This window comes from Elstera sp., from assembly GCF_044372965.1.
In the GTDB taxonomy this organism is placed as follows: domain Bacteria; phylum Pseudomonadota; class Alphaproteobacteria; order Elsterales; family Elsteraceae; genus Elstera.
This window is the reverse complement of sequence record NZ_JBILQX010000083.1, coordinates 1-14514: the sequence shown is the minus strand read 5'-3', so window position 1 is coordinate 14514 and position 14514 is coordinate 1. Positions and strand designations below refer to the sequence as shown.

18 protein-coding genes and 1 pseudogene are annotated in these 14514 nt (G+C 62.1%); 4 read left to right on the top strand and 15 right to left on the bottom strand.

Annotation, left to right across the window (positions count from 1 at the left end; genetic code table 11):
- The 7 genes and pseudogenes from ACIQ36_RS11665 to ACIQ36_RS11635 all read right to left on the bottom strand — a co-directional run.
- Positions 1-447 (bottom strand): annotated as a pseudogene (locus ACIQ36_RS11665) (thymidine phosphorylase); the annotation flags it as partial.
- An 8-nt stretch (positions 448-455) separates the two neighbouring features.
- A complete protein-coding gene (gene deoC, locus ACIQ36_RS11660; RefSeq protein ID WP_395829380.1) occupies positions 456-1220 on the bottom strand; it encodes a deoxyribose-phosphate aldolase in 765 nt (254 codons plus the stop codon).
- On the bottom strand, positions 1217-2038 hold the full coding sequence (locus tag ACIQ36_RS11655) for a purine-nucleoside phosphorylase (protein ID WP_395829378.1): 822 nt from the start codon (positions 2036-2038) through the stop codon (positions 1217-1219). The genes deoC and ACIQ36_RS11655 overlap by 4 nt, the downstream gene beginning before the upstream one ends.
- Positions 2035-2370, bottom strand: a complete 336-nt coding sequence (locus tag ACIQ36_RS11650) for a DUF1491 family protein (RefSeq protein ID WP_395829377.1) — start codon at positions 2368-2370, stop codon at positions 2035-2037. The genes ACIQ36_RS11655 and ACIQ36_RS11650 overlap by 4 nt, the downstream gene beginning before the upstream one ends.
- Entirely contained in the window at positions 2367-2789 is a 423-nt protein-coding gene (cdd, locus tag ACIQ36_RS11645) for a cytidine deaminase (RefSeq protein ID WP_395829375.1), read from the bottom strand. The genes ACIQ36_RS11650 and cdd overlap by 4 nt, the downstream gene beginning before the upstream one ends.
- Positions 2786-3748 (bottom strand): ABC transporter permease, encoded by a 963-nt coding sequence (locus ACIQ36_RS11640; protein WP_395829373.1) that lies wholly within the window; start codon positions 3746-3748, stop codon positions 2786-2788. Before ACIQ36_RS11640 ends, cdd begins: the two co-directional genes overlap by 4 nt.
- A gap of 12 nt (positions 3749-3760) precedes the next feature.
- Positions 3761-4861: an ABC transporter permease gene (locus ACIQ36_RS11635; protein WP_395829371.1), complete on the bottom strand. Its 1101-nt coding sequence runs from the start codon at positions 4859-4861 to the stop codon at positions 3761-3763.
- Between the two features lie 26 nt (positions 4862-4887).
- Here ACIQ36_RS11635 and ACIQ36_RS11630 point away from each other — a divergent pair, with 26 nt between their 5' ends.
- Positions 4888-5121: a hypothetical protein gene (locus ACIQ36_RS11630; protein WP_395829369.1), complete on the top strand. Its 234-nt coding sequence runs from the start codon at positions 4888-4890 to the stop codon at positions 5119-5121.
- A gap of 6 nt (positions 5122-5127) precedes the next feature.
- On the top strand, positions 5128-5580 hold the full coding sequence (locus ACIQ36_RS11625; RefSeq protein ID WP_395829367.1) for a type II toxin-antitoxin system HicB family antitoxin: 453 nt from the start codon (positions 5128-5130) through the stop codon (positions 5578-5580).
- A gap of 5 nt (positions 5581-5585) precedes the next feature.
- Here ACIQ36_RS11625 and ACIQ36_RS11620 read toward each other — a convergent pair whose 3' ends face one another.
- Together ACIQ36_RS11620 and ACIQ36_RS11615 are read right to left on the bottom strand one after the other, a co-directional pair.
- Positions 5586-7160 carry an ABC transporter ATP-binding protein gene (locus ACIQ36_RS11620; protein WP_395829365.1) on the bottom strand — a complete coding sequence of 525 codons (1575 nt, stop codon included), beginning with the start codon at positions 7158-7160 and terminating at the stop codon, positions 5586-5588.
- A 175-nt stretch (positions 7161-7335) separates the two neighbouring features.
- Entirely contained in the window at positions 7336-8337 is a 1002-nt protein-coding gene (locus ACIQ36_RS11615; protein ID WP_395829382.1) for a BMP family protein, read from the bottom strand.
- Positions 8338-8528: 191 nt separating this feature from the next.
- Between ACIQ36_RS11615 and ACIQ36_RS11610 the strand changes: the two genes are divergently transcribed.
- The gene (locus tag ACIQ36_RS11610; protein WP_395829363.1) at positions 8529-9215 is read left to right on the top strand and encodes an HAD family hydrolase; all 687 of its coding nucleotides are present in this window, start codon (positions 8529-8531) and stop codon (positions 9213-9215) included.
- Between the two features lie 30 nt (positions 9216-9245).
- Here the strand turns inward: ACIQ36_RS11610 and ACIQ36_RS11605 are convergent, their stop codons facing one another.
- Entirely contained in the window at positions 9246-9923 is a 678-nt protein-coding gene (locus tag ACIQ36_RS11605) for a winged helix-turn-helix domain-containing protein (RefSeq protein ID WP_395829361.1), read from the bottom strand.
- 237 nt (positions 9924-10160) lie between these two features.
- Between ACIQ36_RS11605 and ACIQ36_RS11600 the strand changes: the two genes are divergently transcribed.
- Entirely contained in the window at positions 10161-11735 is a 1575-nt protein-coding gene (locus ACIQ36_RS11600) for a deoxyribodipyrimidine photo-lyase/cryptochrome family protein (RefSeq protein ID WP_395829359.1), read from the top strand.
- 10 nt (positions 11736-11745) lie between these two features.
- Here the strand turns inward: ACIQ36_RS11600 and ACIQ36_RS11595 are convergent, their stop codons facing one another.
- The 5 genes from ACIQ36_RS11595 to ACIQ36_RS11575 form a co-directional block, all read right to left on the bottom strand.
- Positions 11746-12150 carry a GNAT family N-acetyltransferase gene (locus ACIQ36_RS11595; protein WP_395829357.1) on the bottom strand — a complete coding sequence of 135 codons (405 nt, stop codon included), beginning with the start codon at positions 12148-12150 and terminating at the stop codon, positions 11746-11748.
- A gap of 77 nt (positions 12151-12227) precedes the next feature.
- Positions 12228-12419 carry a hypothetical protein gene (locus ACIQ36_RS11590; protein WP_395829355.1) on the bottom strand — a complete coding sequence of 64 codons (192 nt, stop codon included), beginning with the start codon at positions 12417-12419 and terminating at the stop codon, positions 12228-12230.
- An 83-nt stretch (positions 12420-12502) separates the two neighbouring features.
- Positions 12503-13300 (bottom strand): ABC transporter ATP-binding protein, encoded by a 798-nt coding sequence (locus ACIQ36_RS11585; RefSeq protein WP_395829353.1) that lies wholly within the window; start codon positions 13298-13300, stop codon positions 12503-12505.
- On the bottom strand, positions 13297-14247 hold the full coding sequence (locus tag ACIQ36_RS11580) for an ABC transporter ATP-binding protein (protein WP_395829351.1): 951 nt from the start codon (positions 14245-14247) through the stop codon (positions 13297-13299). The genes ACIQ36_RS11585 and ACIQ36_RS11580 overlap by 4 nt, the downstream gene beginning before the upstream one ends.
- The coding region (locus ACIQ36_RS11575) for an ABC transporter permease (RefSeq protein ID WP_395829349.1) at positions 14247-14514 on the bottom strand (268 nt) is incomplete at its 5' end. The genes ACIQ36_RS11575 and ACIQ36_RS11580, both read right to left, overlap by 1 nt.

The window sequence follows — 14514 nt, the reverse complement described above, 5'->3', positions numbered from 1 at the left end:
CTCCTTCGTCACCTTGGCGAAGAGTTCCGGCGAGGGGATGGCGTTGTAACCGGGAATGCTTTCCAGCTTATCCAGCGTGCCGCCGGTATGCCCCAAGCCCCGCCCGGAGATCATCGGCACGGCAGCCCCGCAGGCCGCTACAATCGGCGCGAGCATGAGGCTCACCTTATCGCCAACCCCGCCCGTCGAATGCTTATCGACCACGGGCCGCCCGAGGTTTTGCGGTTTCCAATCCAGCACGGTGCCGCTGTCGCGCATGCCGCAGGTCAGCGCAATGCGCTCGTCCATGCTCATGCCTTGGAAGAACACCGCCATCGCAAAGGCCCCGACCTGCTCGTCGGCCATGCTGCCCGTCGTGATTCCTTGGACGATAAAAGCGATTTCCTCAGCGGTCAGGGCATTACCGTCGCGCTTTTTGCGGATCAATTCTTGCGGAAGAAAGGTCATGTCAAATCTCAGTAAGAAGCGCGCGAGGGTTCCGCCGTGGGGGAGGTGTGCCCCAGCGTGCGCAGCAGATCATCCAGCAGGGACGAGGCCCCGAAGCGGAAAGTTTCGGGCGTGGCCCAACTTGGCCCCATGATCTCATCCGCGACGGCGAGATACGCCGCCGCATCGGCCCCCGTGCGCACGCCGCCGGAGGCTTTGAAGCCGACTTCCGGGTCCATATCATGGATCACCGAGAGCATAATGCGCGCGGCTTCCAGCGTCGCCCCCACGGGGGTTTTGCCGGTGGAGGTTTTGAGGAAATCCGCGCCCGAGAGAATGGCGGCTTCCGAGGCCTCGCGGATGGCGGTCGGGTTCGCAAGCTCACCCGTTTCCAAGATGACCTTTAAGATCACCCCGGTCGGGCACACCGCCCGCGCCGCCGCAACGATATCGCGCGCAAAGGTGCGTTTGCCCGACAGAAACGCCTGCCAAGGGAAGACCAGATCAATCTCGTCGGCCCCGGCCACCAGCGCGGCCTTAATATCGGCTTCGATGGTTTTGCGCTCTTGGGTGCCTTCGGGGAAATTCACCACGGTCGCAAGCCCGATGCGCTGATCGAGCAACCCATTGGCCAGCGCCACGAACGGCCCATGGATACAGATGGCGGCGACCGGCCCGGCGGGGGTCACGGCCTTATCGCACAGGGCGCGGATGGTTGCGTCCGTATCCGTATCGTTCAGCGAGGTCAGGTCCAGCAGGGCCAGCGCGCGCGCGGCGGTTTCCGTCAGGCTCATGTCCCGAAATCCTCCAGAAAGGCGATGACCAGCCGGGTCAGGTCTTTCCCGGCTTGTCCCGCCAAGGCCAGCGTGTGGGCATGGCTTAAGGCGGTATCGCTGAGACCTTCACCGAGGTTGGTGATGGCTGATACCCCAGCGACGGTTAAACCGCAATGGCGCGCGAGAATAACTTCCGGCACCGTGCTCATGCCGACGGCATCCGCCCCTAAACGCTGGAAGGCTCTAATCTCGGCGGGGGTCTCGAAGCAGGGGCCGGTCACGGCGATATAGGTACCCTCTTGCAGCTCAATCCCCAGTTTTTCTGCGGTCGCGCGAAGCTTGGCGCGGGTGGCGGCATGATAGGCATTGGCCATCGGTGGAAAGCGTGGGCCGATGGTCTCGTCGTTCGGGCCAATCAGCGGATTGCCGTTCATCAGATTGATATGATCGGACATCAGCATGAGTTTCCCCGGCTCCAAATCGAGCCGCAGCGAGCCCGCTGCATTGGTGACGATCAAAAGCTCCGCCCCCAGCCCCTTCATCGCCCGGATCGGCACCGCCATCCCCGCGAGCCCTTCGCCCTCATAGACATGCTTGCGGCCTTTGAACCCGGTAATGGTAACGCCGCCGAGGGTGCCCAGAACCAGCTCGCCGGAATGCCCCGCGACGGTGGAGCGCGGAAAGCCGGGAATCTCGGCGTAGGGAATCATAATCGGGTTTTCGATCTGATCGGCCAACCCGCCGAGGCCTGACCCCAGAATGATGGCGACGCGCGGGGTAAAGCCGGGGGCTTTGGCGCGAATAGTCTCAATCGCGGCGGTTGGGTCCAGGCTCATAGAATCGGCTCCTCGAACGGGTGGCGGCCCTCGCGGTCGTCGATTTCCACGACCCATAGGTCGGGATCGCGTCGGCGGGCACGGGAGATGGTTTCTTCGGCGTCGGCTTCGGCGATGGGGTCGGGGCCAGAGGCGCGCAGCCACGCCTTTTCCCCCTCCAGCGTGCGGGTTTGGGTCAATACAGTGCAGCCGGTCGCGCCTTGATTGATGACCACCAGGACTGCGCCCGCCTGCGGGTCGCCCTTATGGCGGACCATCATCGAGATGCCCCGGTCGTTCCAGCGCCGGATATGGGCGCGCAGCCAAAAATCGGTGGTGAGGCCACCGCTCATGCCAGGGGCGCATCCGGTAGATGATTGGGGCCGAAAGCACGGGGGAGCAATTCTCCAAGCGTCACCACTTCGAACGTCCCATCCGCCGCTGCAATCGCCACCGGGGTTTCCGCCGGGCCGAACTCGAACAGGCGCTGGCGGCACCCGCCGCAGGGCGTGCAGAGATCGGGGCCGGAGCCGATGACGGCGACCGCTGTCAAGCGTCGCTCGCCGCCCGCGATCATGGTGCCAATCGCGCAGGTTTCGGCGCAGGCCCCTTGCGGATAGGCGGCGTTTTCCACATTCGCGCCGACGAAGATCTTTCCGCTCGGCGTCAGCAGCGCGGCGCCAACGTGATAGTTGGAGTAGGGGGCATAAGCACGCCCACGAATCGCCATCGCAGCGGACACCAGGGCTTTGAAGTCGATTGTATCGGTCATCGGGATTTCACATAGGGCAGGCCGATGGCTTTGGGCGCGACGGCTTTTCCGACGAACCCGGCCAGCAGCAGGACGGTGAGAATATAGGGTACGGCCTGGATGAACTGCACCGAGACTTCGCCGATCACCGGCAGGGCCACGCCTTGCAGGCGCACTTGCAGCGCGTCGGTAAAGGCAAAGAGCAGGCAGGCGAAGAGGGTCGGCCAGGGCTTCCACTTGCCGAAGATCAGGGCGGCCAGCGCCAGATAGCCTTTCCCGGCGGTCATATCCTGCAAGAAGCCGCTCGACTGGGCGATGGAAAGATAGCCCCCGGCCATCCCGCAGAGCAGGCCGTTGCAGGAGAGCGCTAGATAGCGCGTGCGGGAGACGCTGACCCCGGCGGTATCAAGCGCGTGCGGATTATCCCCCACGGCCCTTAAGCGCAGCCCGAAGCGGGTTTTATAGAGGATATAGGCCACCAGCGGCACGATCAGCGCGGTCAGGTAGACCGGGGCGGTATGGCCGGAAATCACGTCGCTATAAAGTTGCCCGAGGATCGGCACGTCTTTGACGGTTTCCGCCAAAGGCAGATCGATGGGCCGGAACCGCCCTTCCGTCGGCAGAACCGGCGTGCGCCCGCCTTCGTGGAACCAGGCCGAGGCTAGCGTCGGCGTGATCCCGGCGGCGACGATATTGATCGCCATGCCCGAGACCATCTGATTGCCGTTATGGGTGACGCAGGCGAAAGCGTGGACCATCGACAGGCCCCAGGCGGTTAGCATGGCCGCAAGCAGGCCGACCCAGGGATCGGCGGCAATGAAGGCCACCGATCCGCCCGCAAAGGCGGCGGCCAGCATCTTGCCCTCAAGCCCGATATCGACAACGCCGGAGCGTTCGGAAAACAGCCCCGCCAATCCGGCTAACACCAGCGGCGTTGCCACGCGGAAGGTGGCGTCGAGCATGGAAACGAGCATATCCATTTCCGGCCTCCCTTAAGCGCTTTTCGGTTTGAAATAGGCTTCCAATGGCGCGCGGAACAGGTTTTCCAGCGCGCCGCAGAAGAGGATAACAAGCCCCTGGATGACGACGATCATCTCGCGGGTAATGGCGGGAATCTCGAAGGCAAGATCGGAGCCGCCCTGATAGAGCGCGCCGAACAGCAGCGCCGACAGCGCAATACCGACCGGGTGATTCCGGCCCATCAAGGCCACGGCAATGCCGACATAGCCGACGCCGCCAGTCCAGTTCATCACCAGCCGATGCTGCACGCCCATCACCTCGTTGATGGCGGCAAGCCCCGCCAGCGCGCCGGAAATCACCATTGCTATGATAATCAGGCGCGGCACCGGCATGCCTGCATAAACAGCGGCGGTTTCGTTGGTGCCGACCGTGCGCAGCTCATAGCCCCAGCGCGTGTGCCAGATGTAGAGATAGACCAGAACAGCGGTGAGGATTGCCAGAAAGAACCCCAGATTGAGCGGCATGCGGGGCAGGTCGAGCCCCAGAAAAGCCCCCATATCCTGAATCGTCGGTAAATGCGTCGAGGGCGGAAAAGCGGCCGATTGCGGCGCTTGCTGGCCTTCGGCGCGGATCACGTCCACCAGCATCCAGGTCATGAAGGCGGTGGCGAGGAAGTTGAACATGATCGTGGTTACGACCACGTGGCTGCCGCGCGCCGCCTGTAAATAGCCGGGGATAATTGCCCAGGCCGCGCCGCAGAAAATCGCGGCGATCATCGCAATTGGCAACACGCTCCACCACGGCCAGCCGGGCAGGGCCAAACAGACGAGGGCGACGCCGAGGCCCGCCACATAGGCTTGCCCCTCGCCGCCGATATTGAACAGTCCGGCATGGAAGGCAACGGCGACCGCCAAGCCCGTGAACATGAAGTTCGTGGCGTAATGCAGCGTATAGCCAATCGCTTCTTGATAGCCGACCGCGCCGTTGACCAGAATAACCAAGGCTTCAAACGGGTTTTCCCCGATCAGCGCAATGACGAGCCCGGAGACGATTAGGGCCGCCGAGAGGTTCAGGAAGGGCAACAGCCCGAGATCGACCCAGCGCGGCAGGCTGGTCAGGCGGGCGGCGCTCATGCGGCCCTCTTTTCAGTGGGGCATTTTTGCCCTATTCTTGGGCGATGAACGGGAGTGATTTTATCGCCAAGGTCAAGCGAATCGGAAAAGAACGGGGCATCCCGGTTCATTTCGATAAACGACACGGCAAAGGCTCCCAAGGAACGCTTTATTACGGGGATCGGAAGACAACCGTAAAAGATCGGAAGAAGGAAATCGGTATGGGTCTGCTGATCGAGATGGCGAAGCAGTTGGGCCTGACCAAGCAGGACCTGGAGTAGAACGCGATGCAGCCGATGACCTTGCTCTACCCGGCAATCGTCGCCCCCGATGAGGGTGGACGCTTCCTGGTCAAATTTCCCGATTTGCCGGAAGCCTTGACCGACGGAGCGACCAGAGCGGAAGCCTTGGCCGAAGCGGCCGACTGCCTCTCCGAAGCGCTGGCGTCGCGGATTATCGATGGCGAGACGATCCCGCTGCCGAGCGCGGCGACGGATGGCATGGTGCCGGTTGCGCCGGACCAGACGATCGCCTTGAAAGCGGCCCTCTACGATGCCCTGCATCGGCAAGGGCTGCGCGTTGCCGATCTCGCCCGCCGTCTTGGCATCGACCATAAGGACGCGCGCCGCCTGCTGGACCCCAAGCATCGGACCAAGATGCCCGCACTGGTCGCGGCTCTGAACGTTCTGGGCAGCGAGGTTGCCGTCACGATTCGGACCATCGAGGCTGCTGCTGAATAGCGCGCTCATGCCGCGTCTCCTGCGGCACGGGTATTGGATTCCCCGGCCATCATCAGCCCCAAGCGGCGCTCGTCGGCCTCGGCACGGGGAACGATGCCGGTGATCTTTCCGGAAGCCATCACAATGATTCGATCCGCCAGCGACAAGATTTCATCCAATTCGACCGACACCAGCAAAACGGCTTTACCCGCGTCGCGCAATTCCACAATGCGGCGGTGAATAAATTCGATGGCCCCGATATCCACCCCGCGCGTCGGTTGGCCGATTAAAAGCAGGTCCGGGTCGCGGTGAATTTCCCGCGCCAGCACGATTTTTTGCTGATTACCGCCGGAAAATAGCGATGTGCGCAGCAGCGGGTCGGGCGGGCGCACATCGAATTCCGCCATGAAGCTTTCGGTGCGGGCGATCAGCTTCTTGCGGTCGAACAGCAGGCGAGAGATGCCCCGGTCGCCCTGCAACTCCGCATCGTGATGATAGCCGAGAATAGCGCTTTCATAGGCGGGGAAGGGTTTCACCAGCCCCATCGTCATCCGGTCTTCCGGCACATGGGCGATGCGTTGGCTGCGGCGGCGGGCGGCCTCGGTCCCCGATAGGGCGGGCAGCGGTTTACCGTGGTAGAGCAACTCGCCCGAGGTTTGGCCGCGAATACCCGCGAGAATATCGAGCAACTCCGACTGGCCGTTGCCGGATACCCCGGCGACGCCGACGATTTCGCCCGCGCGCACGGTGAAGTTCAAATCGTGCAGCAGGGTTACCCCGCGTCGGTCGACGAGGCGGATATTCTTGCCTTCCAGCACGACCGGCCCCGCCGCGCGGTCGGCCTTAGCGATGCTGAGGTTGACCTTGCGGCCCACCATCATTTCGGCAAGCTGGGACTTATCGGTTTCGGTCGTTTTCACCGTGCCCACCAATGCACCGCCGCGCATCACGGTGACGCTATCGGTCGCGTCCATGATTTCGCGCAGCTTGTGAGTAATGAGCAGAATGGTTTTGCCTTCGGCTTTCAGCGTGCGCAGAATCCGAAATAGATGGTCGGCCTCCTGGGGCGTCAGCACGCCGGTCGGCTCATCGAGAATGAGGATTTCCGCGCCCCGGTACAGGGCTTTCAGAATTTCCACGCGCTGCTGCAAGCCGACGGGCAAATCGCCGACTAGCGCATCGGGATCGACATCCAGCGCATAATCTTTGTTGAGGCGCAGCAACTCGGTGCGGGCGGCGGCCAGCGATGGGGCGAGGCGAAACCCCTGTTCGATGCCGAGAATCACATTTTCCAGCACGGTGAGCGTGTCCACGAGCATGAAATGCTGGTGAACCATGCCGATGCCGAGGCGAATGGCGTCCTGGCTGGTGCGGATCGCCTGATCGGTGCCATGCACGCGAATCTGGCCCGAATCGGCCTGATAGAAGCCGTAAACAATGCTCATCAGCGTGGATTTACCCGCGCCATTCTCGCCCACAATCCCGTGGATCGACCCGGCGGCGACGGTGAAAGACACGTCCCGATTGGCGTGAACAGCCCCGAAGCGTTTATTAATCCCAATCAGGTCTAGCGCTGGAGGGCGGGTAGCAGGGTGGCTCATCGGCGGCAGAAAGTCCCCAAGGGCAGTCCGTCGCGGAACTGCGACGCTCTGAATTAGAGCATGTTTCGGGCGGAATGCGACCAACTAACGCAGCACACTCTAAAAAACAGCGCCCGGACGACGCAGGCATCATCCGGGCGTGTGTTTAGCCGTGCAACAATCGACTAACCCAGCCTTAGCTGACCGGGCAGGAATTGTTGTTGGCGCGGTAATCGACCACTTTAATCTTCCCGCCAATAATGTCGGCGCGAATTTCTTTGATCTTCTTTTCCATGTCGGCGGTAACAAGCTTGCGGTTGTTATCGTCCAGCGCCCAATCCACACCGTCTTCCTTCAGGCCGAGGGAAATGGTGCCAGCTTTCCAGGTGCCCTTCTTGGCATCGCTGAAAGTATTGTAGACGGCATTATCGACGCGCTTCAGCATCGAGGTCAGCACGGTGCCCGGCTGAACGTGATTCTGATTGCTATCGACGCCAACCGCGAGCTTGCCCTTATCTTTCGCCGCTTGCATCACACCGATACCGGTGCCGCCCGCCGCTGCGAACACAACATCCACACCCCGGTCAAACTGCGAGATCGCCAGTTCCGAGCCCTTGGCCGGATCACGCCATGCCGACGGCGTCGTGCCGGTCATATTGGCGATATAGTCGGCCTTGGGGTTGATGTACTTCGCGCCCTGGGCGTAACCGCAGCCGAACGCGCGGATCAGCGGAATATCCATGCCGCCAACGAAACCGACCTTGCCAGTTTTCGAGGCGAGGGCCGCGAGCGCGCCGACCAGGAACGAGCCTTCTTCTTCTTTGAAGATGATCGACTGGGCGTTAGGGGCATTCACCACCGAATCGATGATGACGAACTTCACGTTCGGATATTGCGGCGCAATCTTTTCAACGGCGGCTTGCTGGGCAAAACCAACCGAAACGATTACCGCCACGCCGCGCTTGGCGAGGTTGCCCAGGGCCTGTTCGCGCTGGTTTTCGTTGGTGATTTCGAATTCGCGGTAAGCGATGCCGGTTTCTTTCTTAAACCGTTCGGCCCCGGTGTAGGCCGCTTCATTGAAGCTCTTGTCGAACTTGCCGCCCATATCGAACACGATAGCGGGGGTAAAATCCTGAGCGAGCGCGGTTGCGCCCATCAGGCTTGCAATCATCCCGGCTGCATAAGCCGCAATCTTCATACGGGTCACGATCAAATCCCTCTCTCTCGAAGCCCTAAGCGAAGCCTGTTCGTCATTTTTTATATGGCACCAGCGAAGTGGGCCAATTGGTCAACTATGGCAAGACCGGGGGCGGGTTGCACGCGGATTCTTTGCGGAATCTTCAGCATTCGTATACAGACGAAAATGCGACGGTTATGAGATCAAAGCCGATGCAAGCTGCCAGAAAGGGCCATTTCGTGTCGTCAATCCGCGCGCTCTTATTCGATATGGATGGAACTTTGGCGGCGACAGATCCGCTGCACGCCGAAATTTTTGCCCAAGTGCTCGCCCCACACGGGTTTACCGTCGATCACAGCTTCTACGCGGAACGGATTGCGGGCCAAACGAACCGGCTGATTTTCAAAAATTTATTCCCCGGTCTCAGCGACGCGGAGGCCGATGCGATGAGCGAAGCGAAGGAGGCGGCGTTCCGCGCGGCGCATCCGGCTTTGGAGCCGCTACCGGGATTGAAGGGGTTCATTGCGGCGGCTGTGGCGCACGGGCTCCATCTGGCGCTGGTCACGAACGCGCCTAGGGCTAACGCCGATCATGTTCTATCTGCCCTCGGCCTAACCGCTCATTTTGCCGAAATCGTTACCGTCGATGTGGTGCCGCGCGGCAAACCGTACCCCGATCCGTATCAGGAGGCCCTGCGCCGCTTCGACCTAACCCCCGATCAGGCAATTGCTTTCGAGGATAGCCCAACGGGCCTGCGCGCAGCGCTGGCGGCGGGGGTGGCGACGGTTGGGCTGGCCACCAGCCTTACCGCCGACGCTCTTAAAGAGTTAGGTGCGCGCTGGGCAGCCTCCGATTATCTCAGCCTTTCGCTCCCGGCCCTTCTGGCCGAGGCGGGATGAGGCTTTAGTTTACGCTTCCGAAATCCAGCGTTAGCCGAAGCCGGGATAATTATGAATGGCCGTGAAGTGCTTATCCGCTTCTTTGAACTTTTGGCGGATGCGCTTCACCATCGCGCGCACATTGGCGCGGTAACCATCGGTGCCGGTGCCCGCGATGAAGCCGATGCCTTTCACCGTATCGTAAATGTCGCGGTAGCTGGCGTCTTGTCCCGCCCGGTCGACCAGCAATTGCACGACCCGGAATTCGGATAGGGTGAGATCAACCCGATGGCCGCGCCACTCGATGCGGGCGGCGGCACCATCAAGCCGCAATTGCCCGATCTGGCGCAGGGTCGCCGTTTCTTGCGGGCGGCCCGACATTGCTCCCATCGCGCGTAAGGACTGCGCCAGGGATTCCCCATCGCTCCGAGTGCCCGGAACCAACAGCATCGGCGTTTCCGGGCTTGCGGCCTGAAGATCAGCCAGATCCATCGAGGAAACCGACGCGCTGTCGATGACCATCAGGGCAAACTCCGAACTTTGCGCACTCTTTTGGCCGGTATCTTCGGCACCGAGCAGGGGCGAAACCGTATAGCCCGCGTCGGTCAGGGCCGAGGCCCAGGCTAGGCCTTGATCGGGCTCGTCGCACAGCATGGCAACGCGGGGCGAGACGCCGCGATCAGGTCGCACGGTGTCGGCGGCGTGGAGGGCGGTAGTGGTCTGGGGCATGGTTTTTTTCTCCTGCATTCCGACTCTCGGGCAAGAAAATATCGAGTCGAATTAATATAATCATAATCGGGGGGGCGGAGCAAGTGATTCTGAAACCATCGCGTCACAAGCTCGTTCTTTTCTTGCGAATAGCTAGATTATAAATGTATTTTATTGAAATATGCGCAAAAGCCGACCTTGCCAGAAACGAATATCGGGCTAATTTGGTTTAAAAATGCATCGAGGCTGGTGAGGTAAATGCTTCAGGTTGTATGGTTTAAGCGCGACCTGCGCGTGCATAATCATCGCCCCTTGTGTGCAGCAGCCTTAGCGGGGCCAGTTTTGCCGCTTTATATTCTTGAGCCTGATCTCTGGCAGCAACCCGACGTATCGGCCCGTCATTGGCGGGTGCTGCGGCCGTGCCTGTTAACACTGGCAGCGGATCTTGCCGGGCTTGGCCAAGCGTTGATTGTTCGGCGTGGGGACGCAGTTGGCGTGCTCGCCGATCTTAGGGCGCGGCTTGGTCCGTTTGCTCTATGGAGCCACGAGGAAACCGGTTCGCTCTGGACCTATCGGCGCGACCAAGCGGTTTTGGCCTGGTGCCGGGCGGAGGGCATTGCGTGGCGTGAAATGCCGCAAACCGGCGTTGTGCGTCGTCTAAAGTCGCGGAGCGGCTGGGCGGCGCAGTGGGATCGGCGCATGGCAGAACCGTTGGTGTCGGCCCCGCCAGGCTTGATTCCCCTGGCGTCGCGGGGATTTCACCTCACCTCCGAACCGCTTCCCGAGCAGATGGGCGCTGCGATTGGGCCCGCCACCGGCGACGGCGAGCCGCCGGGCGATCGGGCGACGGGACTTTATTTGTTGGAAAGCTTTGTGCAGCGCCGGGCCGCCCGATACGTCAAGGGCCTATCCAGTCCACTCACGGCGCCGCAAGCCTGCTCCCGTCTCAGCCCGGCCTTGGCGCTCGGAACCCTGTCGATGGCAGAGGTCGTCCAGCGCCTGCGATTGGCGCACCGTCAGACGGGGTCCGGCGATGATTGGGCGGAGGCTTCGGGCTCCGCCCCGAACCGCGCGCTGAAGGGTGGGTTGAACGCCTGCCTAAGCCGCCTCGCCTGGCATTGTCATTTCATCCAAAAGCTTGAAGATCAGCCGTCGATCGAAACCAAGTGCCTGCATCCCGCTTTAGAGGGGCTGCGCGGCACCGACCCGGCGCGGATCGCGGCTTGGGCGAAAGGCGAAACGGGCATTCCGTTCATCGACGCGTGCATGCGCGCCCTGGTGGCGACGGGCTGGATTAATTTTCGCATGCGCGCGATGCTCTGTTCCTTTGCCGCCTATCAGCTTTGGCAGGATTGGCGCGCCCCGGCGCGGCATTTGGCCCGCTGTTTTATCGATTACGAACCCGGCATTCATTACCCGCAGGTGCAAATGCAGTCGGGCACCACGGGCATCAACACGCTGCGCATTTATAATCCGGTGAAACAAGGGCTCGATCACGACCCGGACGGCGTGTTTCTGCGCAAATGGCTCCCCGAACTCGCCGATTTGCCAACCCCGCTGCTGCATGAGCCGTGGAAGGCGGAAACGCCGCTGCTGAGGGCGACGGGGGTGCGGCTCGACGGCACCTATCCGCGTCCCATTGTCGATGTTACGGAGGCGGCCCGTTTCGCGCGGGAGGCGTTGTGGCCGTTGCGGCGGGAGCGCGCGTTTCGGCAGGCCGCCGCAGCCGTTGTCGAAAAACATGGCAGCCGCAAAGCACCGGCCCCGTCCGCGCGCGAAGCCGCGCGCCGCACCGCCGTCGACGCACGCCAAGGTACTTTGTTTGACGATTGATCTGGCAGCGTCAGCGCGCGGGGGCTTCGAAGGTCAGATAAGGGCCATGGCCGCTTTCACCGCGCCCGATAACGGTCCAGCCGTGCGCACTATAGAAGGCCTGGGCGGGGCGGTTCAGCGCGAGGCATTTCAGCGTCATCCGCCCCCGCGTGGTTCGGATCACATGGGTCAGAAGAGCGCTCCCCACGCCGCGCCCTTGGGCTGCGGGGGTAACATAGAGCGAATGCAAAAAGGCGCTTTGCAGATAAACCGAGGCAAAGCCCAAAATTTCCTGATTGGCACAGGCGAGACAGAGGAGTTCGCCCTGAGTGTCCCGATAAAAATCGTCGGGATGAAAGGTTTCGGCGGGCAACCAATTAAAAGTGATGCGCCGAACCGTCAAATAAAGCTCGGCCAGCGCCGGGAAATCTCGCAATTCCGCCCTCCGGATTTTCAGGTCCGAGGGCGGGATAGCGGTCGCGGGGGAACGAAATTTTTCGTTCCGCGACAAAATTAAGCTACGAAGTTGCGGGCGAACTCGTCAGCAATTTGCTTCGAGGCAAAGCTGAACTCATACGTCACCGATGCGGGCGAGACATCGACACGGCTCATATACTGCGCATTCCGAATTTCGAGCCACTCCCCGAGGGTCGTTTCGTCTGCGGTCGCTTCGGGAACACGTACCAAGAAAGGAAAGTCCGTCATGCTAGCCTCCAAGTCTATCGGCCCTCGGGTCGGTTTAGACTACCGACTCTCACTCATCTGGCATGGATGCTCCCACAGATCGATTACCGAACAGTAAACTCATCCAAAGAGAATTTAGTTAAATTAGGTAGTATTAATTCGGCGTCCAGCAAGTTTTGCGTGACTGGATGGGCTGGCCGGGTAAAAATTTCAGCCGTGGGTCCAAGTTCCACCCGCCGACCTTCGGCCATTACCAGCACGCGGTCGGCCACCGCGCGAACCGCGAGCAGATTGTGGGAAATGAACAGAATGGCAAGCTTATGGCGGGTGCGAAGCTCGCCTAAAAGCGCCAAAATCTGCGCCTGAACCGAAAGATCAAGCGCCGATGTGGGCTCGTCGGCGATCAGCAAGCGCGGGTTTGGCATCAGTGCGCGGGCAAGGGCGATGCGCTGACGCTGCCCGCCCGAAAATTCATGCGGGTAGCGGGTGGCAACCTCCGGCGATAGTCCAACGTCTTCGAGTATTTCGCGCATGCGAGATATGCGTTGGTTGCGGGGGTGGGCACTGCGATAGAGCGGCTCTTGCAGGCTCCAGCCGATGGTTCGGCGGGGGTTGAGCGAACTGAACGGGTCTTGAAACACCATCTGCACCGGAACGCAGCCCTCCGGCATTGGGGCCCAGCGAAGGTGCCCGGCACTGGGGCGGTCCAATCCGGCGATAAGGCGCGCGAGGGTGGATTTGCCGCAGCCGCTCTCGCCAACGATGGCGAGGCATTCGCCTTCGGCAATCGAAAAGGAAATATCGGAAACGGCGGCGAACTGCGGGGCGGGAGCAAACAGACGCGGACGCGGCAGCGCGTAACGGCGGCTCAAGCCCTCGATTTCCAGCAGCGGCGCGCTCATCCCAAGGCCTCGGCTTGCCAGCAGGCGACGGTCCGGGCCCCCTGCGCGCGTAAGATTTGCGGATCAGTGCAGGGGGGCTGCCGGAAGGCGCAGCGTGGGGCGAAACGGCAACCGGTTCCGCGTTCCTGCGGCGTGGGAAGGTTGCCGGGGATGGGCGTTAGGGTTTCGCCGAGGCCGGGAACGGCGGCGCGCAGCCCCTTGAGGTAAGGATGGAGCGGTTGCATGAGCAGGTCCGGCGTTGGTCCCGTCTCCACCGCTTGCCCGGCATAGAGCACCAGCAGCCGTTGCGTGAGGCGCGCGACGACGCCGAGGTCATGACTCACCAGCAAAAGCCCCAGCCCGCGCGCCTCGGTGAGATCGTGTAAGAGGGCGAGAATCTGGCGTTGAACGGTCACGTCGAGGGCGGTGGTCGGCTCGTCGGCGATTAGCAAATCGGGATTGCCCGACAAGGCCACGGCGAGCCCCACCCGCTGCCGCTGCCCGCCGGAAAGTTCGTGCGGGTAGGAATCGATCCGCCGAGCGGGCTCGGGCACCTGCACCTGCGCCAACAGATCGAGCGTCGCTTGCCGCAAGGCCGCCCCGCGCAGGCCTTGGTGCAGGGCAATCCCTTCGCCGATCTGATCGCCGATGGTCAGCATCGGGTGCAGCGCCGTCATCGGTTCTTGAAACACCATGCCGATGCGCCGCCCGCGATAGGCGCGGCGTGTTTCGGAGGCGAGGGTGAGAAGATCGACCCCGTCGAAACGAATCGTCCCGCTGGCAAGGGCCCCCTCCGGCAGAAGCCCGAGAATGGCGAGCGCCAGTAGCGTCTTACCGGAGCCGCTTTCGCCAACCACGCCTAAGCGCTCGCCGCGCCCGAGGGTCAGGCTCACCTCCTCCAGAACCGGCACTGGGGTGCCGCCCTCGCCGAGGGGCAAGGTGACGCTGAGTCGCTCAAGGGCCAACATCAGCGCGCGCCTTTCGGGTCGAGCCAGTCGCGCAAGCCGTCGCCGAGCAGATTGAAACCGAGCACCGCGAGCGCAATCGCCGTGCCCGGCAGCACTGCGAGATAGGGCGCGCGGGTCAGATAGGTTTGTGCATCGGCCAGCATCCGGCCCCAACTGGGATTGGGCGGGGCGATGCCAACGCCGAGGAAGGACAGGCCCGCCTCGGTGAGAAGGGCGAGCGCCAGTTGGATCGTGGCTTGCACGATCAACCCGCCCGCGATCATCGGC